The organism is Burkholderia sp. LK4, from assembly GCF_001043615.1.
In the GTDB taxonomy this organism is placed as follows: Bacteria; Pseudomonadota; Gammaproteobacteria; order Burkholderiales; family Burkholderiaceae; genus Burkholderia; species Burkholderia cepacia.
This window is the reverse complement of the sequence record NZ_LDUL01000052.1, coordinates 87,905-110,603: the sequence shown is the minus strand read 5'-3', so window position 1 is coordinate 110,603 and position 22,699 is coordinate 87,905. Positions and strand designations below refer to the sequence as shown.

The 22,699-nt window shown below is 66.1% G+C and carries 23 protein-coding genes and 1 pseudogene; 11 read left to right on the top strand and 13 right to left on the bottom strand.

The annotated features are described in order from the left end of the window. Nucleotides 1-363: beta-ketoacyl synthase N-terminal-like domain-containing protein (locus tag VK92_RS40615; RefSeq protein WP_048028489.1), on the bottom strand; the 363-nt coding region annotated here is incomplete at its 3' end. A 291-nt stretch (nt 364-654) separates the two neighbouring features. Then, nucleotides 655-1,239: a TIGR01841 family phasin gene (gene phaP, locus VK92_RS26055; RefSeq protein ID WP_048025660.1), complete on the bottom strand. Its 585-nt coding sequence runs from the start codon at nt 1,237-1,239 to the stop codon at nt 655-657. 285 nt (nt 1,240-1,524) lie between these two features. On the opposite strand from phaP, the gene VK92_RS42040 reads away from it, so the two are divergent. Next, on the top strand, nt 1,525-1,710 hold the full coding sequence (locus VK92_RS42040; protein WP_124924046.1) for a hypothetical protein: 186 nt from the start codon (nt 1,525-1,527) through the stop codon (nt 1,708-1,710). Nucleotides 1,711-1,744: 34 nt separating this feature from the next. Here VK92_RS42040 and VK92_RS26050 read toward each other — a convergent pair whose 3' ends face one another. From VK92_RS26050 to mug, 3 genes are all read right to left on the bottom strand, one after another. Beyond that, entirely contained in the window at nt 1,745-2,509 is a 765-nt protein-coding gene (locus VK92_RS26050) for a ParA family protein (RefSeq protein WP_048025661.1), read from the bottom strand. Between the two features lie 101 nt (nt 2,510-2,610). Then, nucleotides 2,611-3,234, bottom strand: coding sequence for a DNA-3-methyladenine glycosylase (locus VK92_RS26045; protein WP_048025662.1), 624 nt, complete (start codon nt 3,232-3,234; stop codon nt 2,611-2,613). Continuing rightward, nucleotides 3,221-3,769 carry a G/U mismatch-specific DNA glycosylase gene (gene mug / locus VK92_RS26040; RefSeq protein ID WP_048025663.1) on the bottom strand — a complete coding sequence of 183 codons (549 nt, stop codon included), beginning with the start codon at nt 3,767-3,769 and terminating at the stop codon, nt 3,221-3,223. The genes VK92_RS26045 and mug overlap by 14 nt, the downstream gene beginning before the upstream one ends. Before the next feature lie 52 nt (nt 3,770-3,821). Between mug and VK92_RS43140 the strand changes: the two are divergent. Next, nucleotides 3,822-4,149, top strand: a pseudogene (locus tag VK92_RS43140) (IS5-like element ISCARN85 family transposase); the annotation flags it as partial. Nucleotides 4,150-4,161: 12 nt separating this feature from the next. On the opposite strand, the gene VK92_RS26030 reads toward VK92_RS43140, so the two are convergent. The 3 genes from VK92_RS26030 to VK92_RS26020 form a co-directional block, all read right to left on the bottom strand. Then, nucleotides 4,162-4,443 carry a hypothetical protein gene (locus tag VK92_RS26030; protein ID WP_131723340.1) on the bottom strand — a complete coding sequence of 94 codons (282 nt, stop codon included), beginning with the start codon at nt 4,441-4,443 and terminating at the stop codon, nt 4,162-4,164. A 628-nt stretch (nt 4,444-5,071) separates the two neighbouring features. Beyond that, a complete protein-coding gene (locus VK92_RS26025; RefSeq protein ID WP_021162583.1) occupies nt 5,072-5,629 on the bottom strand; it encodes a single-stranded DNA-binding protein in 558 nt (185 codons plus the stop codon). A gap of 101 nt (nt 5,630-5,730) precedes the next feature. After that, the gene (locus tag VK92_RS26020; RefSeq protein WP_048025666.1) at nt 5,731-6,918 is read right to left on the bottom strand and encodes an MFS transporter; all 1,188 of its coding nucleotides are present in this window, start codon (nt 6,916-6,918) and stop codon (nt 5,731-5,733) included. A gap of 263 nt (nt 6,919-7,181) precedes the next feature. Between VK92_RS26020 and uvrA the strand changes: the two genes are divergently transcribed. Both uvrA and VK92_RS26010 read left to right on the top strand, forming a co-directional pair. Then, the gene (gene uvrA / locus VK92_RS26015) at nt 7,182-10,067 is read left to right on the top strand and encodes an excinuclease ABC subunit UvrA (protein ID WP_048025667.1); all 2,886 of its coding nucleotides are present in this window, start codon (nt 7,182-7,184) and stop codon (nt 10,065-10,067) included. A 253-nt stretch (nt 10,068-10,320) separates the two neighbouring features. Beyond that, nucleotides 10,321-11,406 (top strand): AI-2E family transporter, encoded by a 1,086-nt coding sequence (locus VK92_RS26010; protein ID WP_048025668.1) that lies wholly within the window; start codon nt 10,321-10,323, stop codon nt 11,404-11,406. A gap of 85 nt (nt 11,407-11,491) precedes the next feature. Here the strand turns inward: VK92_RS26010 and purU are convergent, their stop codons facing one another. From purU to VK92_RS25985, 5 genes are all read right to left on the bottom strand, one after another. Then, nucleotides 11,492-12,376, bottom strand: a complete 885-nt coding sequence (purU, locus tag VK92_RS26005; RefSeq protein ID WP_021162590.1) for a formyltetrahydrofolate deformylase — start codon at nt 12,374-12,376, stop codon at nt 11,492-11,494. A gap of 73 nt (nt 12,377-12,449) precedes the next feature. Beyond that, nucleotides 12,450-13,316, bottom strand: coding sequence for an NUDIX hydrolase (locus VK92_RS26000; protein ID WP_048025669.1), 867 nt, complete (start codon nt 13,314-13,316; stop codon nt 12,450-12,452). Between the two features lie 5 nt (nt 13,317-13,321). After that, complete coding sequence (locus VK92_RS25995) at nt 13,322-13,936, bottom strand: LysE family translocator (RefSeq protein WP_021162592.1); 615 nt, start codon at nt 13,934-13,936, stop codon at nt 13,322-13,324. A gap of 41 nt (nt 13,937-13,977) precedes the next feature. Further along, nucleotides 13,978-14,544 (bottom strand): adenine phosphoribosyltransferase, encoded by a 567-nt coding sequence (locus tag VK92_RS25990; protein WP_011353218.1) that lies wholly within the window; start codon nt 14,542-14,544, stop codon nt 13,978-13,980. A gap of 82 nt (nt 14,545-14,626) precedes the next feature. Beyond that, nucleotides 14,627-16,633 (bottom strand): monovalent cation:proton antiporter family protein, encoded by a 2,007-nt coding sequence (locus VK92_RS25985; RefSeq protein WP_048025703.1) that lies wholly within the window; start codon nt 16,631-16,633, stop codon nt 14,627-14,629. Between the two features lie 126 nt (nt 16,634-16,759). On the opposite strand from VK92_RS25985, the gene kdsD reads away from it, so the two are divergent. The 7 genes from kdsD to hpf all read left to right on the top strand — a co-directional run bounded on the left by kdsD (nt 16,760) and on the right by hpf (nt 22,551). Further along, nucleotides 16,760-17,743 (top strand): arabinose 5-phosphate isomerase KdsD, encoded by a 984-nt coding sequence (gene kdsD / locus VK92_RS25980; protein ID WP_048025670.1) that lies wholly within the window; start codon nt 16,760-16,762, stop codon nt 17,741-17,743. After that, a complete protein-coding gene (locus VK92_RS25975) occupies nt 17,743-18,279 on the top strand; it encodes a KdsC family phosphatase (RefSeq protein WP_021162596.1) in 537 nt (178 codons plus the stop codon). The genes kdsD and VK92_RS25975 overlap by 1 nt, the downstream gene beginning before the upstream one ends. Nucleotides 18,280-18,282: 3 nt before the next feature. Next, a complete protein-coding gene (gene lptC, locus VK92_RS25970) occupies nt 18,283-18,897 on the top strand; it encodes an LPS export ABC transporter periplasmic protein LptC (RefSeq protein ID WP_021162597.1) in 615 nt (204 codons plus the stop codon). Nucleotides 18,898-18,917: 20 nt separating this feature from the next. Beyond that, entirely contained in the window at nt 18,918-19,583 is a 666-nt protein-coding gene (lptA, locus tag VK92_RS25965) for a lipopolysaccharide transport periplasmic protein LptA (RefSeq protein WP_021162598.1), read from the top strand. Next, nucleotides 19,580-20,356 carry an LPS export ABC transporter ATP-binding protein gene (gene lptB / locus VK92_RS25960; RefSeq protein ID WP_021162599.1) on the top strand — a complete coding sequence of 259 codons (777 nt, stop codon included), beginning with the start codon at nt 19,580-19,582 and terminating at the stop codon, nt 20,354-20,356. The genes lptA and lptB overlap by 4 nt, the downstream gene beginning before the upstream one ends. Nucleotides 20,357-20,527: 171 nt before the next feature. Then, a complete protein-coding gene (locus VK92_RS25955; protein WP_048025671.1) occupies nt 20,528-22,033 on the top strand; it encodes an RNA polymerase factor sigma-54 in 1,506 nt (501 codons plus the stop codon). A gap of 158 nt (nt 22,034-22,191) precedes the next feature. Continuing rightward, nucleotides 22,192-22,551, top strand: coding sequence for a ribosome hibernation-promoting factor, HPF/YfiA family (hpf, locus tag VK92_RS25950; protein WP_006477786.1), 360 nt, complete (start codon nt 22,192-22,194; stop codon nt 22,549-22,551). Nucleotides 22,552-22,699 lie beyond the last annotated feature (148 nt).

Below are 22,699 nucleotides of genomic sequence, written 5' to 3'. Positions count from 1 at the left end.
CGACGCGCTCATGTTCTCCTGGCCGCCCGCGATCACGATGTCCGCGTCGCCCGCGACGATCGCGTTCGCCGCCAGCATCACGGCCTTCAGGCCCGAGCCGCACACCTTGTTGATCGTCATCCCCGGTACTGCCGTCGGCAGCCCGGCCTTGATCAGCGACTGCCGCGCCGGGTTCTGGCCCGAGCCGGCCGTCAACACCTGGCCCATGATCACTTCGCTCACCTGCTCGGGCTTCACGCCCGCGCGCTCCAGCACCGCGCGGATCACCGTCGCGCCCAGTTCGGGCGCCGCAATCTTCGCAAGCGAACCGCCGAATTTGCCGACCGCGGTCCGCGCGGCCGATACGATTACTACGTCCGTCATGTCCAGTTCCTGCATTGAAATCAGTTCGTCGTTCCGACGCCGGTGCGAGCCGGTCTCGGCCGGCGAACGCGCCCCCGGGCCATCCGGCGCGGTAGCGGTCGCATGCCTCCGTACGGCGAACCGCACCCGTTCGCACGGGCGGCACACCAGCACGGCTCGCCGGGTCACCGGCGCGTTGCGGCAGACCGGACGCGAGCCGTACACCGCGCGGCACACGCGGCGTCCGGCGCCATCCGGCGCCGATCAATCGTGTCGCGCCCGTGCGCGACACATGCTTGCGCGGCTACGCGATCACGCAGCCGATTCGCGGGCGGCCGCGACGTCCTTGCGCGCTGCGGCCGCCGTTTGCTTCGCACCACGCGTTGCCGTTTCGCTGACCGCGTCGAAGCCGCTCTGGGCGGCTTCGATCGCCTGCCCCGTCGCTGCGCGTACGGAGTCGGCCGCGGCGGTCGCCGCGGACAACGCCGAGTTCAGCGCGGCCACCACCGGCGCCGAGCCGGCCGGCGCGTGCTTCGACAGCTCGCCCAGCACGTCCTTCAGGCGCTTGTCGTTCTGTTCGTATTGGGCTTGCGCGACCTTTGCCCATTCGGATTGCGTCGACACCGCGATGTCGAACAGGTGGCGGCCGTAGGACACGGCCTTGCCGGCCGCTTCCTGCGGCACGGCGATCTGTTGCGCGAAGCCCGCGGCCGGATTGCTGCTGTTGAACGCGTTCTTCAGCTTGTCCTCATATTCCTCGAGCGCCGTCCGGGCCGCTTGCAGGTTGAGTTCGACGACAGCCTCGAAACCTTGGATAGCCGGACGGGCGATCGCAAACCACGCGGCGATACCGGACTGATAATCGGCGTTGAGTTTTTCGGGGGCAAATACGGACATCGGGCACGCTCCTGTTGGCAATGCGAGAGACGACGTAAGGAAAATCGGAAGCCGGTTCGATAGCAGACTTCCTTATTGACAACCCGCCACTCGTTTGAGTACGGGAGGTTGAAGGAGCCCATTCTAGATCGATTAATTGTCAATTAAATGGCATTAATGCTAGGTGTAAACCCCTAATCTAATCCCGGGCGACCGCTGGAACCCGTGATGCGCCGACATCGCAGACGGGACGGCGCTTCACTCTGTCCCGCAATGCATTTTTACCTTTTTACAGGATAGCCGATCATGACGTCGCGCAACATTTACCAATTCATTATTCCGTTTATTAGAAAACCGGCGCACATTGAAAATGGAGCAGTCGCTTATGTAATCGTTTTTTCCGGATTTATTATGAAATCGTTTTCGGGATTATTAATGACGAAATCAATGATCGGACGAATTGCGGGTCGCAATAAAAAAACGGCCGCATGATGCGGCCGCGTGCGGGTCAGGCAGGCGCGGAAGATCAGCCGGCCAGTTCGCGATGCAGCGCGAGGAACTCCTGCGCGAGCTTGTGCCCGGGCTCCAGATGGATCACCGGCCTGGACTGCTGATGCGACTCGCGGATCTTCACCGAGGCCGACAGCTTCGACGCGAGCACCGGCAGCCCTTCTTCGACGAGTTCGTCGACGAGCCGCTGCGGCAGGCTCGCTCGCGGCTGGAACTGGTTGATCACGATCCCTTCCACCTCGAGCGTCGCGTTGTGGTCCTGCTGGATCTCCTTCACGTTCTCGAGCAGCGTGTACAGCGCGCGACGTGAAAAATCGTCGCAGTCGAACGGGATCAGGCAGCGCTCGACCGCGATCAGCGCCGAGCGCGTATAGAAATTCAGCGCGGGCGGCGTGTCGATGTACACGGCGTCGTAGGCATCGAGCTCGTTCAGCGCGTCGCGCAGCTTGTAGATCTTGTAACGCGATTCGAGCTTGCCGTGCAGCGTGTCGAGATCCGGATGCGCGGGCATCACGTCGAGCCCTTCGAACGGGGTCGGATGGATGAACGATGCGACGTCGACCGGACGGAAGTTGAAGGTCAACGCGGTTTCGAAGAAATCGGCGACACCCGGCTGCGCGTCGGCCGCGGCGTCGCCGAGCAGGTAGCGCGTGGAGTTCGCCTGTGCGTCGAGGTCGATGACGAGCGTGCGCAATCCTTCGCTCGCGCTGATCGCCGCCAGGTTGCAGACGATCGTCGACTTGCCCACGCCGCCCTTCTGGTTGAATACGACCCGCCGCATGGTGCCCCCTCGATCGAACGTCGAAAAGAGCAGCTTAGCCGGTCAATAATGGCGACCGCGTGACGCAGGTCGAATTGCGTGCGACTTGTGTACGGCACGCATCAGGTGCGCGGAAGCGCCCCCGACACGTACCGGCTGCCGGGCACGCACCACCGCCACGGGAAGTCCATGCCGACGCGAATGCCGATGCGCGGGCCGCCCGCCAGATTCGCGGGCGGTGCCGCACCGTCGTCGACGATCGCGAACCCTTCGCGCGCAGCGACGAGATCGACGCCATCCTGCGCACCACTGATGCCCATCGCCTGCGTCAGCCGCGCCGGCCCGCGGCACAGGTCGCGATCGCGCGTCTGCGGCGGCCGGGCCGCACGCATCCGTTCGATCCCGTACAGCGGCTCGAGCGCACGGATCAGCACGCCCGTCCCCGTGCCGTCCGGGCCGCACACGCAGTTGCAGCACCAGTGCATGCCGTAGGTGAAATAGACGTACAGGTGCCCCGGCGGCCCGAACATCGTCGCGTTGCGCGGCGTCTTGCCGCGATAGGTATGCGCGGCCGGGTCGATCGCGCCGGCATAGGCTTCCACTTCGACGATCCGCCCTGCCCGCCCGTCCGCGGCCGCGAGGATCTTGTTGAGCAGTTGCGGCGCGACGTCGGTGGCCACGCGGTCGAAGAACGCGCGGGGCAGCACGGCGCCCGGCCACGCAGGCGCGGGTTCACCGCGCCGCATCCCGCCTCTCCGGTTGAAGACCGGAACCGGCCTTCGCGTGCAGACGCAGTTGACGGTAGGCGTCGACCAGATCGTCGAGGCCGAACGCGAGATTTCTCCCGCTGGGATTGGGCAGCACCCAGACACTTGCCCCCTGCATGCGGGCCGGCTGCAATCCCCACCCGACCTCACGCTGGCCGGAAAGCGCCGAGTACGCCGCCTTGCCGAGAAAGGCAACGAAGCGCGGCCGATAACGCGCCACCTTTTGCTCGAACCCCGCGGCCGCGGCGATGAATTCCGCGCGCGAAAGCTGATCGGCGCTTGCGGTCGGCCGCTTCACCACCGCCGTCAGGCCGCAGCCATGGCCGAGTATCGCGCGATCGTCCTGCGGCGAAATTTCCGCCGGCGTGAAGCCTGCGAGATGGATCACGCGCCAGAAGCGGTTGCTTCTCCCGGCGAAGTGATGACCTGTTGCCGCAGCGGTCAGGCCGGGATTGATCCCGCAGAACAACACGTCGAGATGCGGAGCGATGAGGTCGGGAAGTTCGTCAGCCACGGTTCGTCTGGATTGCGAGGGACAAGGACATCAATGAAAAGGAACCAGGCGCTCGGCCGGCGACGCGCCGCACGGACGAGCACTGCTCGAACGTCTGGAAGCGCCGAATCGGCCGCTGCACCTGCTGATGGACAAGGCGTACGAAGGCAACGAAGCCCGACAACTCGCGCTCGATCTCGGCTTCACCCCCGTCGTTCCTCCGTTGGGCACGCACGTTGAGCCTTGGGAGTGCGACCGGGAGTTGTACAAACGTCGCAACGAAGTCGGGCGGCCGTTCCGTCGATTGAAGGGCTTTCGTCGCATCTTCCCGCGTCGACAAACTCGATCTGATGTTCACTGCCTTTATCAACTTCGCCTTGATCGTCGAAGCCCTTCGTTAGCGCGAACACATCCTAGTCCTCTTCGCGTCGGGACCGGCGAATCAAATGCCACTCCAGGTAGGCGCTGTGTCCGAACAGGATTGCCGACGTCAATGCCAGACGCCCCGTCGTGAGCACGCCCGGCGCCACGACACTGCTCAACGCGGCCACCCCGACCGACATCGGAAGCGTTCTGCCGAACGCACCCAGCAAGACGGCAAACCATCCATCGCCGAACTCCTTGCTGAAGCGCTCGGGATAAAGGCCGTACCTCAAGAACTTCCTGACCGGGCTTCGCAAATCACGAAAATGCATGACGACTCCCGACATTTCAATACATCGAACACGACAGGCGTGCGAGCATCGAAATGCTCGCACACACCCTACGGACAGGCAAAACTGCCCGTCGATATTCAGAACTTGCAGATCCAGGCCTGTCCGAGGAACGCGCCCGCGCCACTCAGAAGTGCTGCTTGCGGGCCACGGGCGGCGCCCACCAGGGCTGCCCCACCAACCGCCGCCCAATTGATGGCTGCCGGATCAAGTTGACACGAAAAAGCGCCACTGACCTGTTTCAGGTCGCTTCATTTGAGCTCATGCATCGATTCGGTATCCTGATAAAAGTTGACTTGGGCCGGCTGCATCTGCGATCACATTCAGCGCCGACAACGCACTCTATCCGCGGGAGCTGTCTCGATAAATATGGAATTTCTCACGGGAATGAAGAAATCCACAACGAAATCGCTGAACCGCACCGCTCACGATGCAGGCTCAAAAATCGAGCCAGCTGTCGGGTTCGGGGGTTCGTAGACCCCCCTTGGTTCCTGCCGGCCTGGTCTCGGCTTCCGTCTTGCGGGGAAGGAAAATTCGCGGAATCGCGAATACAAAAGAAAAACCCCACCAGAGGGCGGGGTTGATCTTTACATTTCTCGGATACGGGAAATCAGAACGGGATATCGTCGTCCATTTCGTCGAAGCCGCCACCTGCCGGTGCGCTCGGACGGCTTTGCGCGCCGCCGCCAGCACCGCCACGCGCCGCGCCGCCGGCACGACCGCCGCCGCCACCGCCACGTTCCATCTGTTCGCCGCGACCACCGCCGCCGCCACCACCGTAGCCGCCGCCGTAACCGCCTTCGTCACCGCCGCCACCGCCGCCGCCCGCACCGCCGCGGCCGCCGAGCATCTGCATCTGGTCAGCGACGATTTCGGTCGAGTAACGATCCTGGCCGTCCTGGCCCTGCCACTTGCGCGTGCGGATGCGGCCTTCGATATAGACCGACGAACCCTTCTTCAGGTATTCGCTGACGATTTCCGCCAGACGGCCGAAGAACGCGACGCGATGCCACTCGGTCATTTCCTTGAAATCGCCGCTGGCCTTGTCCTTGTAGCGGTCGGTCGTCGCGAGACGGATGTTCGCAACCGCGTCGCCGCTCGGCAGGTAACGGACTTCAGGATCGGCGCCGAGATTGCCGACGAGGATGACCTTGTTGACGGATGCCATGTGTTTCTCCAGTAAATTCGATGCCGGGCCGCCCGCTCACGCTGCCGGTGCGGCCCGCCGGGCAAGCCGGCGAACGCCGCCGGTGCCTGCCCGAAGTAAGTTCAGGCCTTGCGCGGCGGCGCTTTCATGCTGGCCGCGATTATAAGCCACGCGGCAACGAGCCCCGAGCACGTGTAGAACACCGTGTTGGCGCCCCCGTGCTTCAGCAGCCAGCCGCCCACGATGCCGCCGAGCGCGAGCCCAATCGACTGCGTGGTGTTGTAGACACCCGTGGCCGCGCCCTTGCGCGAACCGGGCGCGAGCTTCGACACGAGCGACGGCTGCGACGCTTCCAGGATGTTGAAACCGAGGAAGTAGACGAACAGGATCGCCGCCACAATCAGGATGGTATGCGGCGCGCTGCCCAGCAGCAATTGGCCGATCAGGATAGCCAGAATGCCGCCGAGCAGCACCGGTTTCATCTTGCCCCGTTTTTCCGCGACGATGATCGCCGGGACCATCATCACGAACGCGAGCCCCATCACCGGCAGGTAGACCTTCCAGTGCGCGGCGACCGGCAGCCCGCCGTCGACCAGCAGGCGCGGCACGACGAGGAACAGCGCCGTCTGCGTCGCGTGCAGCACCAGCACGCCGAAGTTCAGGCGCAGCAGCTCGACGTTGTGCAGCACCTCGGCGAACGGCGCGGGCACGTGCACGGGTTTCGCCGCATCGGGCACGATCCACAGCACGACGCCGATCGCGAGGATCGACAGCACGCCGACGATCGCGAACAACCCGCTCATCCCGACCCAGTGGAATACGATCGGCGCGCCGACGATCGCGACCGCGAACGATACGCCGATCGACCCGCCGACCATCGCCATCGCCTTCGTGCGGTTCTGCTCGGAGGTCAGGTCGGCGATGAACGCGAGCACCGCGGACGACACCGCGCCCATCCCCTGGATCACGCGGCCGACGATGATCCACGTGATGTCGTGCGCGGACGCGGCGACGAAGCTGCCGATCGCGAAGATCACGAGGCCCGTGGCGATCACCGGCTTGCGGCCGAACTTGTCGGACGCCCAGCCGTAGAAGATATAGAACAGCGACTGCGTGACGCCGTAGGCCCCGAGCGCGAGGCCGACGAGCAGCACGTTGTCGCCGCCCGGGATGGTTTTCGCGTAGACCGAGAACACCGGCATGATCATGAACAGGCCGAGCATGCGCAGCGCGAAGATCGCCGCGAGCGACGTGGTCGCGCGCAATTCGGGCGCAGTCATGCGGGAAGACGTGGCAGACGGATTGGACATCGGGAATGAATTTCGAATGATCGGGATGACCGCCCGACACCGGGCGGCGGAAGATCAGGACCAGCGGCCGGGAGGCTTGGCGGGCGACACGTCGGGGCAGGATTCAGGCAGCCCGCGGGCCACCCGGAACCGCGCGGCGCGGCCGCTTTCCCGGCGCAGGCGCCGCCTTGCTGCCACCTGCGGCCAAGGCCGGGGGCCCCAAACGACGGCCTCGAAAAGCCGTTATAGTAGCAGGTTTGGTTCCCTCCATTTTCGCCAGGTTCATGGAACAGATCCGTATCCGTGGGGCACGTACCCACAACCTGAAAAACGTCAATCTCGACCTGCCGCGCCACAAGCTGATCGTGATTACCGGGTTGTCCGGGTCGGGCAAGTCGTCGCTCGCGTTCGACACCCTTTATGCCGAGGGCCAGCGCCGCTACGTCGAAAGCCTGTCCGCGTATGCCCGCCAGTTCCTGCAGCTGATGGAGAAACCCGACGTCGACCTGATCGAGGGTCTGTCGCCCGCGATCTCGATCGAGCAGAAGGCGACGTCCCACAACCCGCGTTCGACCGTCGGCACGGTCACGGAAATCCACGACTACCTGCGACTTTTGTACGCACGTGTCGGCACGCCGTACTGCCCCGACCACGAGATCCCGCTCGAGGCGCAGAGCGTGTCGCAGATGGTCGACGCGGCGCTCGCGCTGCCCGAGGAAACCAAGCTGATGATCCTCGCGCCCGTCGTCGCCGACCGCAAGGGCGAGCACGCCGAGCTGTTCGAGGACATGCAGGCGCAGGGTTTCGTGCGCTTTCGCGTCCGTTCGGGCGGCGGCACCGCGAACGAAGGCGTCGGGAAGATCTACGAAGTCGAATCGCTGCCGAAGCTGAAGAAGAACGACAAGCACACGATCGACGTCGTCGTCGATCGCCTCAAGGTGCGCCCGGACATGAAGCAGCGCCTCGCCGAATCGTTCGAGACGGCGCTGCGCCTCGCCGACGGCCGCGCGATCGCGCTGGAGATGGATACCGACAAGGAACACCTGTTCAGCTCGAAGTTCGCGTGCCCGATCTGCTCGTACTCCCTCCAGGAGCTCGAGCCGCGCCTGTTCTCGTTCAACAACCCGATGGGCGCGTGCCCGGAATGCGACGGCCTCGGCCAGATCACGTTCTTCGACCCGAAGCGGGTCGTCGCGCACCCGTCGCTGTCGCTCGCGGCCGGTGCCGTGAAAGGCTGGGACCGCCGCAACCAGTTCTACTTCCAGATGCTGCAGAGTCTCGCGGCTTTCTATGAATTCGACATCGACGCCGCGTTCGAGGACCTGCCGGAAAAGATCCGGAAGGTGCTGCTGTTCGGCTCGGGCAAGCAGACGATCCCGTTCTCGTACATCAACGAGCGCGGCCGCACGACGATCCGCGAGCACGTGTTCGAAGGGATCATCCCGAACCTCGAGCGCCGCTACCGCGAGACCGACTCGGTCGCGGTGCGCGAAGAGCTGTCGAAGTACCAGAACAACCAGCCGTGCCCGGCGTGCGAAGGCACGCGCCTGCGCCGCGAAGCGCGCCACGTGCGCATCGGCACCGGCGACCACGCGCGCGGCATCTATGAAATCAGCGGCTGGCCGCTGCGCGACGCGCTCGGCTATTTCGACGGCCTGACGCTCGAAGGCGCGAAGCGCGAGATCGCCGACAAGGTGATCAAGGAAATCGTCGCGCGCCTGACTTTCCTGAACAACGTCGGCCTCGACTACCTGTCGCTCGAGCGCAGCGCCGAGACCCTGTCGGGCGGCGAGGCGCAGCGCATCCGGCTCGCGTCGCAGATCGGCTCGGGCCTGACGGGCGTGATGTATGTGCTCGACGAGCCGTCGATCGGCCTGCACCAGCGCGACAACGACCGCCTGATCGCGACGCTCAAGCACCTGCGCGACCTCGGCAACTCGGTGATCGTCGTCGAGCACGACGAGGACATGATCCGCACGGCCGACTACGTCGTCGACATGGGCCCGGGCGCCGGCGAGCACGGCGGCGTGATCGTGGCCGAAGGCACGCCGAAGCAGGTGCAGTCGAACCCGCAGTCGCTCACCGGCCAGTACCTGATCGGCAAGCGCACGATCGAGTACCCGGACGAGCGGCTTGCGCCCGATCCCGAGCGGATGCTGCGCATCGTCGACGCGCAAGGCAACAACCTGAAGCACGTCGATCTCGAGCTGCCGGTCGGCCTGCTGACCTGCATCACCGGCGTGTCGGGCTCCGGCAAGTCGACGCTGATCAACGACACGCTGTATCACGCGGTCGCGCGCCACCTGTACGGCTCGTCGGCCGAACCGGCGCCGCACGAGGCGATCGAGGGCCTCGAGCACTTCGACAAGGTGATCAACGTCGACCAGTCGCCGATCGGCCGCACGCCGCGCTCGAACCCGGCCACCTATACCGGCCTGTTCACGCCGATCCGCGAGCTGTTCTCGGGCGTGCCGACCTCGAAGGAACGCGGCTACGATCCGGGCCGCTTCTCGTTCAACGTGAAGGGCGGCCGCTGCGAATCGTGCCAGGGCGACGGCGTGCTGAAGGTCGAGATGCACTTCCTGCCGGACGTCTACGTGCCGTGCGACGTGTGCCACGGCAAGCGCTACAACCGCGAAACGCTCGAAGTGCAGTACAAGGGCAAGAACATCAGCGAAGTGCTCGACATGACCGTCGAGCACGCGTATGCGTTCTTCAGCGCGGTGCCGGTCATTGCGCGCAAGCTGAAGACGCTGCTCGACGTCGGCCTCGGCTACATCCGCCTCGGCCAGTCGGCCACCACGCTGTCGGGCGGCGAGGCGCAGCGCGTGAAGCTGTCGCTCGAACTCTCCAAGCGCGACACCGGCCGCACGCTGTACATCCTCGACGAGCCGACCACCGGCCTGCACTTCCACGACATCGCGCTGCTGCTGGAAGTGATCCACCGGCTGCGCGACCAGGGCAACACGGTCGTGATCATCGAGCACAACCTCGACGTGATCAAGACGGCCGACTGGGTGATCGACCTCGGCCCCGAAGGCGGTGCCGGCGGCGGCCAGATCATCGCGCAGGGCACGCCCGAGCAGGTCGCGAAGACGAAAGCGAGCTTTACCGGCAAGTACCTCGCACCGCTGCTCAAGCGCCCGACCCGCAAGGTCGCGGCGGGCTGACGCTTCGCGCCGCCCTGCCCGTCCCGCGCGCGGCCGCCCGGCCGCGCGCGCTTCTGCGCACCGCGCAACCGGCCTCCTCTCGTTTTCCCTTCTGCGTTTACACCATGCGCCAAACGGCCCCGTTGCGGCCCATAATGGCGGCTATACTTTACGGTCGTAAGGTTCGCCGTACGCACCAATCCGGTGCGGCGCCGGGCGAACACGGCTCTGCCGCGCATTCCGCGGCATGACACACGAACGACAGGAATCCACGATGGAGAAGCAACCAGACTCGTCTCGCGATACGCAGAATCGCGAACCGCACCTGCGCAGCGTGCGGCTGACGAGCGACTTCAGCCTGCCGAAACTGTCGGCACTCGAGATCGGCAGCTATGTGTTTGCGATCCTCGCGATGTGGCTCGTGATCGAGCTCAAGCTGCTCGGCGGGCTGCTGGCCGGCCTGCTCGTCTACCAGCTGATCCACACGATCGCCCCCGTGATCGAACGTCACACCACAAGCATGCGCGCGCGCTGGGTCGCCGTCGTGCTGCTGGCCATCGCGATCGTCGGCGCGCTGACGGGCCTGACGATCGGCATCATCGAACACTTCGAACGCACGGTGCCGAACCTGCAGAGCCTGCTCGACCAGCTGATGCAGATCGTCGAGCAGACCCGCGCGCGCACGCCGGCCTGGATCGCGAACCTGCTGCCCGTCGACGTCGAGCAGATGAAGACGAAGGCCGCCGTGCTGATGCACTCGCACATGGACCAGCTTCAGCAAAGCGGCAAGAGCGTTGCGCGCGGCTTCGGCCACGTGCTGTTCGGGATGATCATCGGCGCGATGATCGCGATCGGCGTCGAGCACGGCAAGGTGCGCCGGCCGCTGTCCACCGCGCTCGTCACGCGCGTGTCGCGCTTCGCCGACGCATTCCGCCGGATCGTGTTCGCGCAGATCAAGATCTCGGCGATCAACGCGGTGTTCACCGGCATCTACCTGCTCGTCGCGCTGCCGATCTTCCACCAGCGGCTGCCGCTGTCGAAAACACTCGTGCTCGTCACGTTCATCGTCGGCCTGCTGCCCGTGATCGGCAACCTGATCTCGAACACGCTGATCGTCGCCGTGTCGCTGTCGGTCAGCATGGGCACCGCGATCGCGTCGCTTGCGTTCCTCGTGGTCATCCACAAGCTCGAGTACTTCCTGAACGCGAAGATCATCGGCGGCCAGATCGAGTCGCGCGCGTGGGAGCTGCTGCTCGCGATGCTGATCATGGAAGCCGCGTTCGGGCTGCCCGGCGTGATCGCCGCGCCGATCTTCTATGCGTACCTGAAGCGGGAGTTGTACCTGCTGCGGCTGATCTGAAGCAGCCGGCGCGCTCAAGCAACAAAAAACGCCGCACCCCGTAAAGGGTGCGGCGTTTTTGCTTGTACGGGCCTGCGCCGGCGAATCAGCGGAACACGACCGTCTTCGTCCCGTTCAGCACGATCCGGTGCTCGACGTGCCACTTCACCGCACGCGCGAGCGTCACGCACTCGACGTCGCGGCCGATCGCGGTCAGCTGGTCGGGCGTCATGCTGTGGTCGACGCGCTCGACTTCCTGCTCGATGATCGGGCCTTCGTCGAGATCGGTCGTCACGTAGTGCGCGGTCGCGCCGATCAGCTTCACGCCGCGATCGAACGCCTGGTAATAAGGCTTCGCCCCCTTGAAGCTCGGCAGGAACGAATGGTGGATGTTGATCGCACGCCCGGCGAGCTGTTCGCACATGTTCGGCGACAGGATCTGCATGTAGCGCGCGAGCACGACGAGATCGGCCTGGTGCTCGTCGATCACTTCCAGCACACGCGCTTCCTGCGCGGCCTTCGCGGCATCGGACGAGCCGCCGATCAGCGGAAAGTGATGGAACGGGATGTTATAGCTCGCGGCGAGCTGGTAGAACTCCTTGTGGTTCGACACGATCGCCGGGATCTCGATCGGCAGCTGGCCGGTGCGATAGCGGAACAGCAGGTCGTTCAGGCAGTGGCCGATCTTCGACACCATGATCACGACGCGCGGCTTCACGGCCGCGTCATGCAGTTCCCAGCGCATCGAGAACTGCTCGGCGAGCGGCGCGAATTCCTTGCGAAGCGTGTCGAGCGCCGTCGCGGCATCCGCACCGCCGCCGTCCTGCTCGAAGTGCACGCGCATGAAGAATTCGCTGGTGCGGCTGTCGCCGAACTGCGCCGAATCGAGGATGTTGTTGCTGCGCTCGAACAGGAAGCCCGAGACCGCATGGACAATGCCGTGCCGGTCGGGGCACGACAGTTTCAAGATAAAGCTGTGATCGGTCGGCATGACCGCTACTCCCTTCGTTTCCGTATTCGTCAAATTGCCCGTTCGCGCCGCCGGACTGCGTGCGCGGCACGCGTCACGCGGCCGGTGCGAACAGGGCGTCGATGCCCGCCGCGTCGGCCGCCGGGATCCAGCGGTGGCGCAGCAGCGTGTCGAGCGTCGCGAGGCTCGCATCCATCGTCGCGCGGCCGGCGCGCAGCCAGCCGATCACCTCGGGCACGCCGGCCAGCAGGTGCTCGGCCACTTCGCCGTCCTGGTTGCGCGGCGCGAAGTCGCGCGGCAGCGGCAGGTCGTACACGAAGATCAGTTCGGACTGCGTGCCTTCCGGCAGCGAGCACAGCACCTGCACCGCGCGGCCCGCGATCGCGCGCGCGGCCAGTTCGGCGGGAATGCCGGCTTCTTCCCAGCATTCCTTCGCGAGCGTCTCGTGAACGCCCAGGCCCCAGCCGATCCCGCCCGCGACGACGTTGTCGAGCATGCCGGGGTCGGTTGCCTTGGTCTCGCTGCGGCGGCCGAGCCACATCTGCGGGACGGCCGCGGCGGGCGGCTCGCCCGGCGCAACCGCATATTCTACGATGCCGTTCAGATGCACCGCGTAAGTCTGCGTGCCGAAGAAGCGCGACGCGGCGCGCTCGATGTACGCGAGCGGCGGATCGTCGAAGCGGTTGCGGATCGCGTAGATCTCGTCGCGCCAACCGGGAATCGCGCCATCGGCCGCGAGCGCGCCGATGGCGCTCGCCAGCGCCATGCTGCGTGCGTCGACCGAGTCGTAGCGCGACGACAGCACGACGCGCTCGTCAGTCAGCTCGAACACGTCGGGCCAGCGGGCGAGCATCGCGACATCCTGGCGGCGCACCCAGCCGACCGCCTGGCCGGCCATCTCGAAACGCAGGTGCGCAGCCGGGTCGAAACGGCGCGCGGCCGCAATGCACGGAAACGTCATCGTCGTCAGTCCTTCAGCGCCACGCGGATGCCGATCGCGATGAACGTCGCACCGGCGATCCGGTCGAGCCATACGCCGGCCTTCGGGCGGCGCTTCAGCCACGCGCCGATCATGCCCGCGCCGACGCCGAACAGCGAGAAAACCACGGCCGTCTGCAGCATGAACAGCGCGCCGAGTTCGAACATCTGCAGCGTCACGCCCTGCCCGCCGTGCGGATCGACGAACTGCGGCAGGAACACGACGAAGAACAGCGTGACCTTCGGGTTCATCAGGTTGCCGATCACGCTCTGCCGGAAGATCGTGCCAAGCGGCTGCGGCGGCCGCTCGTGCGCGTTCGCGAGGCCCTGGCTGCGCAGCGCCTTGATGCCGATCCACACGAGGTACGCGGCGCCCGCGAGCTTCAGGATCTCGAACGCGACCGGCGACGAACGCAGCACGGCCGCGACGCCGAGCGCCGCGAGCGTCGTGTGGAACAGGATCCCGGCGGTGAAGCCGAGCGCGGCGACGAAACCGGCCGCGCGGCCCTGCGAGATGCCGCGTGCGAGCACCTGCAGGTTGTCGGGACCCGGCGCGAACGTAATCGCGATCGACGTGGCGAGAAACAGCATGAAGTTGGGCATCGAGACCTCGCTGTGTAACGTGGAATCAGGCGTGCCGGCGATCAGTGGCCGGCGAATTCGGTGACGGTATAAACCGGCAATCCCGCGTTGCGCAGCAGCGCCGAGCCGCCGAGATCGGGCAGGTCGATGATCGCCGCGCCTTCGACGACCTCCGCGCCGAGCCGCTGCAGCAGGTTGCGCCCCGCCATCATCGTGCCGCCGGTCGCGATCAGGTCGTCCATGATGATCACGCGGTCGCCGGGGCGGCACGCGTCTTCATGGATCTCGACCGTCGCGCTGCCGTATTCGAGGTCGTACGATTCCGAGCGCGTCTTGTACGGCAGCTTGCCGACCTTGCGGATCGGCACGAAGCCGACGCTCAGCTCGTACGCGACGATCGGCGCGATGATGAAGCCGCGCGCGTCGAGGCCCGCGACATAGTCGAGCTTCGCATCGACATAACGCTCGACGAACAGGTCGACGAGGATGCGCAGCGCCTTCGGGCTCTGCAGCAGCGTCGTGATGTCGCGGAACATCACGCCCGGCTGCGGCCAGTCGGGCACCGTGCGGATCTGGCTGTGGATGAAGGCGACCGGATCGAGCGGTGCGCCCGACGACGAATGCGGCATGAAACTCTCCGAAAAAAACGGTGCGCGAAGATCGGGCACCGTTTCGAATAAATACGGGTCAGGTTATCAATCCATGCGCGGCTCAGGCTGCCGCGGCCGGCGGATCGCGCCGATGGCGCGACAGCCGCTCCTCCGCGAGCGCGAGGGCCTCGGGCAGCCCGCGCAGCACGACGATGTCGCTCGCGCGCAGCTTGGTCTGCGGATCGGGTTCGACGCCGCGGATGCCGTGCCGGCGGATCGCCGTGACTTCGAGCCCGAGTGCATACAGCCCGAGTTCTTCCAGCGAACGCCCGACCGCGTCCGCGCGCGCATCGACCGGCACCGATTGTAGCCGCACCTGCTCGTGGTCGTCGTCGTCCGCATCGTCCGCGCCGCGGAAATAGCCGCGCAGCAGGCTGTAGCGCTCGTCGCGCATTTCCTCGACGCGCCGCACGACCTTGCGCATCGGCACGCCCACCAGCACCAGCGTGTGCGACGCGAGCATCAGGCTGCCCTCGACGATCTCCGGAATCACCTCGGTCGCACCGGCCGCGAGCAGCTTCTCGAGATCGGCGTCGTCGACGGTGCGCACGATCGCGGGCAGCGTCGGCTCGAGTTCGTGTACGTGGTGAAGCACGCGCAGCGCGGACGGCGTGTTCGCATAGGTGATCGCCACCGCCGCCGCGCGATGGATACCGGCCGCGAGCAGCGACTCGCGGCGCGCCGCGTCGCCGAACACGACCGATTCGCCGGCCGCCGCGGCCGCGCTCACACGATCGGGGTCGAGGTCGAGCGCGACGTACGAAATGCCTTCCTGTTCGAGCATCCGCGCGAGGTTCTGGCCCGCGCGACCATAACCGCAGATGATCACGTGGCCGCGCTGCTTGAGGCTTTGCGTCGCGATCCGCGTCATCTGCAGCGACTGCTGCATCCATTCCATAGACGAAAGCCGCATCACGATCCGGTCGGCGTTCTGGATCAGGAACGGCGCGGCGAGCATCGACAGCAGCATCGACGCGAGGATCGCCTGCAGCAGCGTCGAATCGACGAGATGCCGGTCGAGGATCAGGTTCAGCAGCACGAAGCCGAATTCCCCGGCCTGCGCGAGCCCGATGCCGGTGCGCATCGCGACACCCGGCGTCGCGCCGAACAGCCGTGCGAGCCCGGCGATCATCGTCCCCTTGAACAGGATCTGCCCGACGAAGAAACCGAGCACGAGGAACGGATGCTCCCAGATCACGCGCGGATCGAGCAGCATCCCCGTCGTCACGAAGAACAGGCCGAGCAGCACGTCGCGGAACGGCTTGATGTCCTCTTCCACCTGATGGCGGAACGGCGTCTCGGAAATGAGCATCCCCGCGATGAACGCGCCGAGCGCGAGCGACAGGCCGAAGCGGTCGGTGATGAACGCGGCGCCGAGCGTGACGAGCAGCAGGTTCAGCACGAACAGCTCCTGCGAGCGGCGCCGCGCGACGACGTTGAGCCAGCGCGTCATGAAGCGCTGGCCGATGACCAGCAGCAGCGTGAGCGCGATCACGATCTTGACGGCCGCGAAGCCGAGCGTGAGCGCGAGGTCCTTCGACGATTCGGCGCCGAACGCGGCGATCACGATCAGCAGCGGCACCACCGCGAGATCCTGGAACAGCAGCACGCCGAAGATGTTGCGGCCGTGTTCGGTCTCGATCTCGAGCCGCTCGGCGAGCATTTTCGACACGATCGCCGTCGACGACATCGCGAGCGCGCCGCCGAGCGCGATGCTGCCCTGCCACGTGATGTGTACCCAGTGCTCGAACAGCATGCCGAGCACGAGCGCGAGCACGAGTGTCGCGACGACCTGCAGCAGCCCGAGCCCGAACACGAGCCGCTGCATCGCCCTCAGCTTCGCCAGCGAGAACTCGAGGCCGATCGAAAACATCAGGAACACCACGCCGAATTCCGCGAGATGCTCCGCGCGCTCGAGGTCGGCCGCGATGCCGAAGGCGTGCGGGCCGACCAGGATGCCGACGGTCAGGTAGCCGAGCATCGGCGGCAGGTTCAGCGAGCGGAATACGACGACGCCCACCACCGATGCCAGCAGCAGCAGGAGCGTCATTTCGAGCGGGGAAATCACGGGCAAAGCGTCCTCGTTCGTCGGGGCCACGGGAAAGCGGGCGCGGCAGGGTGGCGGTGGACAGGCGACATCGGACGAGTCCGAAGGCCCGGCGCGGCGAACAAACGCCTTTGCTATACTCCGCGCATGATAGCGAAAATCAATGATGATCGGGCGCTCGCGCTCGCCCGCGACGTGCTCGACATCGAGGCGGACGCCGTGCGCGCGCTGCGCGACCAGCTCGACGGCGGCTTCGTCCAGGCCGTCGCGCTGCTGCTCGGCTGCCGCGGCCGCGTGGTGGTGTCCGGTATCGGCAAATCGGGGCATATCGCCCGCAAGATCGCGGCCACGCTGGCCAGCACCGGCACGCCGGCCTTCTTCGTCCACCCCGCCGAGGCCAGCCACGGCGACCTCGGGATGGTCACCTCCGACGACGTCTTCATCGGCATCTCCTATTCCGGCGAATCGGAAGAACTCGTCGCGATCCTGCCGCTCGTGAAGCGGATCGGCGCGAAACTGATCGCGATCACGGGCCGCGCGGGATCGAGCCTCGGCACGCTCGCCGACGTGAACCTGAACGCCGCGGTCTCGAAAGAGGCCTGCCCGCTGAACCTCGCGCCCACCGCGAGCACGACCGCCGCGCTCGCGCTCGGCGACGCGCTCGCCGTTGCGGTGCTCGACGCGCGCGGCTTCGGTTCGGAAGATTTCGCGCGCTCGCACCCGGGCGGCGCGCTCGGCCGGCGCCTGCTCACCTACGTGCGCGACGTGATGCGCTCGGGCGACGACGTCCCGTCCGTCGGGCTCAACGCGACGCTGTCGGACGCGCTGTTCCAGATCACCGCGAAGCGCCTCGGCATGACCGCCGTGGTCGACGCCGACGGCAAGGTCGCCGGCATCTTCACCGACGGCGACCTGCGCCGCGTGCTCGCGCGCGACGGCGACTTCCGCACGTTGTCGATCACCGACGTGATGACGCGCGACCCGCGCACGATCGCACCGGATCACCTGGCGGTCGAGGCCGTGGAACTGATGGAGCGCCACCGGATCAACCAGATGCTGGTGGTCGATGCCGACGGCACGCTGATCGGCGCGCTGAACATGCACGACCTGTTTTCGAAGAAGGTGATCTGATGAGCGCAGCGCTGACTGCGGCCGAACGCGCGAGCCGCGTGAAGCTGATGATTTTCGACGTGGACGGCGTGCTGACCGACGGCGGCCTGCTGTTTACAGCGGCCGGCGACACGATGAAGTCGTTCAATTCCCTCGACGGCCACGGCGTGAAGCTGCTCGGCGAAGCCGGCATCGCAACCGCGATCATCACGGGCCGCCGCTCGGAAATCGTCGCGGCACGCGCGAAGGAAATGAAGATCGCGCACCTGTTCCAGGGCGTCGAGAACAAGCTTGCCGTGTTCGCCGATCTCATCGCATCGCTCGGCCTCGCCGCCGACCAATGCGGCTACATGGGCGACGACTGGCCCGACCTGCCCGTGATGCTGCGCTGCGGCTTCGCGACCGCCCCCGCGAATGCGCACCCCGAGGTGATCGCCCGCGCGCACTGGGTGGCCGAGGCCCGTGGCGGCCACGGCGCCGTACGCGAAGTCTGCGACGCGATCCTGCGCGCGCAGCGCCGCTACGACGCGCTGCTCGCGGCCGCCTGCGGAGCCTGACGGATGAACACGCATTTCCGCTGGACCCAGCTGCTGCCGCTCGTCGCGGTCGCCGCGCTCGCGGGCATCACCTGGTGGCTGCTGCAGGCCACGCTGCCGCCGCCCGGCGAGGGCACCGCGCAGCCGAAGCGCCACACGCCCGACTATTTCGCGGACAACTTCTCGGTCACCGAGCTCGACCAGTCCGGCTCGACCCAGTACCGGCTCACGGCCGCGAAGCTGATCCACTACGAAGACACCGAAAACAGCGACCTGACCGATCCGGCGATGCGCGCGTTCCAGCCCGGCAAGCCGGTCGTGACGACCACCGCGAAGCGCGGCATCGTCAACGGCGACGTGTCGATCGTCGACTTGTACGACGACGCGCGCATCCTGCGCGCGGCCGGCGGCGGCGATCCGCAGATGCAGGCCGATTCCCAGCATTTCCGGATCTTCGTCAATGACGATGTGATCCAGACCGAAAAGCCGGTTAAACTTCAGCGCGGCCTGTCGCTCGTCAACGCGACCGACGGCATGAAGTACAACAACGTCACCCGGGTCATCGAGCTTTACGGCAACGTGCGCGGCACGATCGCCGCGGCGGACACGTCCGGCGGCTCGAAAGGTCAACCCAAGTGACGCATCCCTCACGTGACTGCATGAACGAACCGTTCCCTCGACAGAATTCCGGCGGCGCTGCGCGCGCCGTCCGCGCCGCGCTTGCCGCGGCGCTCGTGGCGCTCCCGCTGGCCGGGCTGGCGCCGCTCGCCCATGCCGAGAAGGCCGACCAGAACAAGCCGATCAACGTCGAGGCCGACAACCTGACCTATGACGACCTGAAGCAGGTCACGGTCGCGACCGGCAACGTCGTGATCACGAAGGGCACGATCATCATCAAGGGCGATCGCGTCGAAGTGCGCCAGGACCCGGAAGGCTATCAGTACGCCACCTCGTTCGGCAGCGGCAAGAAGCACGCGACGTTCCGCCAGAAGCGCGAAGGCCTCGACGAGTACATCGACGGCGACGCCGAGCGCATCGACTACGACGGCAAGCAGGACCTGACCACGCTGACCACCGCCGCGACCGTGCGCCGCCTGCAGGGCACGTCGACCGTCGCCGATACCGTGCACGGCAGCGTGATCACGTACGACGGCCAGCGCGACTTCTACACCGCGAAGGGCGGCAAGGACGTCGCCGCGCCGGGCAACCCGAACGGCCGCGTGCGCGCGATGCTGTCGCCGAAGAACGGCGGCCCCGCGCCGCTGAACGGCGCGCCGGCGAAGCTGTCGCCGTCGACCACGATCCAGGGGGCGCCGGGCCAATGAACGCACTACCGAACCGCCAGCCGGCCGGCACCACGAGTTCGCTCGTGGTCCGCAACCTGAAGAAGCGCTACGGCTCGCGCACGGTCGTCAAGGACGTGTCGCTCGACGTGAAGAGCGGCGAAGTCGTCGGCCTGCTCGGCCCGAACGGTGCCGGCAAGACCACGTCGTTCTACATGATCGTCGGCCTCGTGCCGCTCGATGCGGGCGAGATCTCGCTGAACGGCAGCTCGATCAGCCTGCTGCCGATCCACAAGCGCGCGTCGCTCGGCCTGTCGTACCTGCCGCAGGAAGCGTCGGTGTTCCGCAAGCTGACCGTCGAGGAAAACATCCGCGCGGTGCTCGAGTTGCAGCACGGCGAAGACGGCAAGCGGCTGTCGAAGGACGCGATCGCGTCGCGCACCGAAGCGCTGCTCGACGAGCTGCAGATCGGCCACCTGCGCGAGAACCCCGCGCTGTCGCTGTCGGGCGGCGAGCGGCGCCGGGTCGAAATCGCGCGCGCGCTCGCGACCAACCCGAACTTCATCCTGCTCGACGAACCGTTCGCCGGCGTCGACCCGATCGCGGTGCTCGAGATCCAGAAGATCGTCAAGTTCCTGAAGCAGCGCAACATCGGCGTGCTGATTACCGATCACAACGTCCGCGAAACGCTCGGCATCTGCGACCACGCATACATCATCAGCGACGGTTCGGTGCTCGCCGCCGGTGCGCCGAGCGAAATCATCGAAAACGAAAGCGTGCGCCGCGTGTACCTCGGCGAACACTTCCGGATGTAACTCCCCTTCGTGGCTGGCTGCACCCCGCCCGGCATCGCCGCGCGGGGCCGCGCCCTGCTTTGCAACCACGCCCGCGGCCGTGCCCGCGGCCGGGCGGCGCGCCGCGCGTAATCGCGGATGGCTCAACGCGCCTGGGTCGTGGCAAACTGCCGGTATGACTCCCTCCTCGCCATGAAAGCCAGCCTTCAACTCCGCCTGTCGCAACATCTGGCGCTGACGCCCCAGCTACAGCAGTCGATCCGGCTCCTGCAGTTGTCGACGCTCGAATTGCAGCAGGAAGTCGCGATGGCCGTCGCGCAGAACCCGCTGCTCGAGAACGACGACGAATGGATCGCGAGCCCGCTGCGTGTCGCAGCGGACGGATCGTTGATCGCGCAGACGCCTCCCGCCCAGAACACCGAGCCCGCTGCGACAAACAGTGGCAGTTCGTCGAGCGAGCGCGCCGAGCGCGACGAACCGGCCGGCGCGGACGAATACGACGGTTACGCGTCCGGCGACGGCAACGACGGCCCGCAGTGGAACCTCGACGAATTCGGCCGCGCGAGCGGCGCGTCCGACGACGACGACCTCCCGCCGCTGCAGGTGCAGGAAGCGGCGACGTCGCTGCGCGACCACCTGTCCGCGCAATTGCGCGTCACGCAGGCCAGCCCGCGCGATCGCGCGCTCGTGATGTTCCTGATCGAATCGCTCGACGACGACGGCTACCTGACCGCCACGCTCGACGAAGTGCTCGCCGACCTGCCGCCCGAGCTGGAAATCGACTGCGACGAACTGAACGCGGCGCTCGCGCTGCTGCACAGCTTCGACCCGGCCGGGGTCGGCGCCCGCTCGGCATCCGAATGCCTGAAGCTGCAGTTGCTGCGCCTCGATCCGTCCCCGACACGCACGCTCGCACTCGAGATCGTGTCGCAGCATCTCGAACTGCTCGCCGCCCGCGACTTCACGCGGCTGCGCAAGCACCTGAAGGCGAGCGACGACGCGCTGCGCGACGCGCACACGCTGATCCGCTCGCTGGAGCCGTTTCCCGGCGCCGCATACGGCAAGGCCGAGGCCGACTACGTCGTGCCCGACATCATCGTGAAGAAGGCCGGCCAGGGATGGCTCGCGGAGCTCAATCCGGAGGTCGTGCCGCGCCTGCGGATCAACAACCTCTACGCGAACATCCTGCGCAACAGCCGCGGCGATCCGTCGGCCGGCTCGCTCAAGCAGCAGCTCCAGGAAGCACGCTGGCTGATCAAGAACATCCAGCAGCGATTCGACACGATCCTGCGTGTCGCGCAGGCGATTGTCGAGCGTCAAAAGAACTTCTTTGCGCACGGTGAAATTGCCATGCGCCCCTTGGTTTTGCGGGAAATAGCTGATACGCTGGGCCTACACGAGTCGACTGTCAGCCGTGTGACAACCGGGAAGTACATGCTGACCCCGTTCGGGACGCTTGAATTTAAGTACTTCTTCGGATCTCACGTCTCGACCGACACCGGTGGCGCCGCCTCGTCGACCGCCATCCGAGCCCTCATCAAGCAACTGATAGGAGCTGAAGACCCAAAATCGCCACTTTCGGACAGCCGCATTGCCGAGCTGCTGGCAGAACAGGGGTTCGTGGTCGCGCGCCGCACGGTTGCGAAGTATCGCGAAGCCCTCAAGATCCCGGCAGTGAATCTGCGCAAGTCTCTTTAAGCCTGCTGCCTGCCCGGCGGCGGGCGTGTTCCGGCCACCGCGCACACGGGGAACAGGCCGGGCGACCTGTCCGCGATACGCCGCCTCGTGCGGCATGGGCAAGTCGACCGGAGCGCCGCCTCGATGCGGCCGGGTGGTCACTCGCTTGGAGAAGCACTATGAACCTGAAGATCAGTGGACATCATCTCGAAGTCACGCCTGCAATTCGCGAATACGTGATCACCAAGCTGGACCGGGTGCTACGGCATAGCGATCAGGTGATCGATGGCACTGTGATCCTCTCGGTCGACAATCACAAGGAAAAGGACAAGCAGCAGCGCGCGGAAATCAATCTGCACCTGAAGGGCAAGGACATCTTCGTCGAAAGCGCGAACGGTAACCTGTATGCGGCGATCGACCTGCTGATCGACAAGCTGGACCGTCAGGTCGTCAAGCACATGGAGCGCCTGCAAACGCACGCGCACGACCCGATCAAGCTTCAACCGTCGATCGACCAGATCGAACTGCCGCCGCAGTAACCTTCACCGCAACACACACGTCGCCCGGCTCGCCGGGCGTTTTTTTTGCGACTCCGCGCGGTGGTGCAACCGGTCCGTCCACGCTGCGCCACGCACGCAGCTGTGCTCTATAATGTTCCGGTTATCGCCGGGGGGCGCTGGATGCGGT

Excerpts from the sequence above, each read along its gene's own strand:
- VK92_RS25975 (WP_021162596.1), top strand. The coding sequence starts at position 17,743 with ATGAGCGCAGCGCTGACTGCGGCCGAACGCGCGAGCCGCGTGAAGCTG.
- VK92_RS26030 (WP_131723340.1), bottom strand. The coding sequence starts at position 4,443 with ATGCATTTTCGTGATTTGCGAAGCCCGGTCAGGAAGTTCTTGAGGTAC.
- lptB (WP_021162599.1), top strand. The coding sequence starts at position 19,580 with ATGAACGCACTACCGAACCGCCAGCCGGCCGGCACCACGAGTTCGCTC.
- VK92_RS26045 (WP_048025662.1), bottom strand. The coding sequence starts at position 3,234 with ATGCGGCGCGGTGAACCCGCGCCTGCGTGGCCGGGCGCCGTGCTGCCC.
- uvrA (WP_048025667.1), top strand. The coding sequence starts at position 7,182 with ATGGAACAGATCCGTATCCGTGGGGCACGTACCCACAACCTGAAAAAC.
- VK92_RS26050 (WP_048025661.1), bottom strand. The coding sequence starts at position 2,509 with ATGCGGCGGGTCGTATTCAACCAGAAGGGCGGCGTGGGCAAGTCGACG.
- lptC (WP_021162597.1), top strand. The coding sequence starts at position 18,283 with ATGAACACGCATTTCCGCTGGACCCAGCTGCTGCCGCTCGTCGCGGTC.
- VK92_RS26000 (WP_048025669.1), bottom strand. The coding sequence starts at position 13,316 with ATGACGTTTCCGTGCATTGCGGCCGCGCGCCGTTTCGACCCGGCTGCG.
- VK92_RS25990 (WP_011353218.1), bottom strand. The coding sequence starts at position 14,544 with ATGCCGCATTCGTCGTCGGGCGCACCGCTCGATCCGGTCGCCTTCATC.
- kdsD (WP_048025670.1), top strand. The coding sequence starts at position 16,760 with ATGATAGCGAAAATCAATGATGATCGGGCGCTCGCGCTCGCCCGCGAC.
- VK92_RS26010 (WP_048025668.1), top strand. The coding sequence starts at position 10,321 with ATGGAGAAGCAACCAGACTCGTCTCGCGATACGCAGAATCGCGAACCG.
- VK92_RS42040 (WP_124924046.1), top strand. The coding sequence starts at position 1,525 with ATGACGTCGCGCAACATTTACCAATTCATTATTCCGTTTATTAGAAAA.
- VK92_RS26020 (WP_048025666.1), bottom strand. The coding sequence starts at position 6,918 with ATGTCCAATCCGTCTGCCACGTCTTCCCGCATGACTGCGCCCGAATTG.
- VK92_RS25995 (WP_021162592.1), bottom strand. The coding sequence starts at position 13,936 with ATGCCCAACTTCATGCTGTTTCTCGCCACGTCGATCGCGATTACGTTC.
- VK92_RS26025 (WP_021162583.1), bottom strand. The coding sequence starts at position 5,629 with ATGGCATCCGTCAACAAGGTCATCCTCGTCGGCAATCTCGGCGCCGAT.
- lptA (WP_021162598.1), top strand. The coding sequence starts at position 18,918 with ATGAACGAACCGTTCCCTCGACAGAATTCCGGCGGCGCTGCGCGCGCC.
- purU (WP_021162590.1), bottom strand. The coding sequence starts at position 12,376 with ATGCCGACCGATCACAGCTTTATCTTGAAACTGTCGTGCCCCGACCGG.
- VK92_RS25955 (WP_048025671.1), top strand. The coding sequence starts at position 20,528 with ATGAAAGCCAGCCTTCAACTCCGCCTGTCGCAACATCTGGCGCTGACG.
- phaP (WP_048025660.1), bottom strand. The coding sequence starts at position 1,239 with ATGTCCGTATTTGCCCCCGAAAAACTCAACGCCGATTATCAGTCCGGT.
- hpf (WP_006477786.1), top strand. The coding sequence starts at position 22,192 with ATGAACCTGAAGATCAGTGGACATCATCTCGAAGTCACGCCTGCAATT.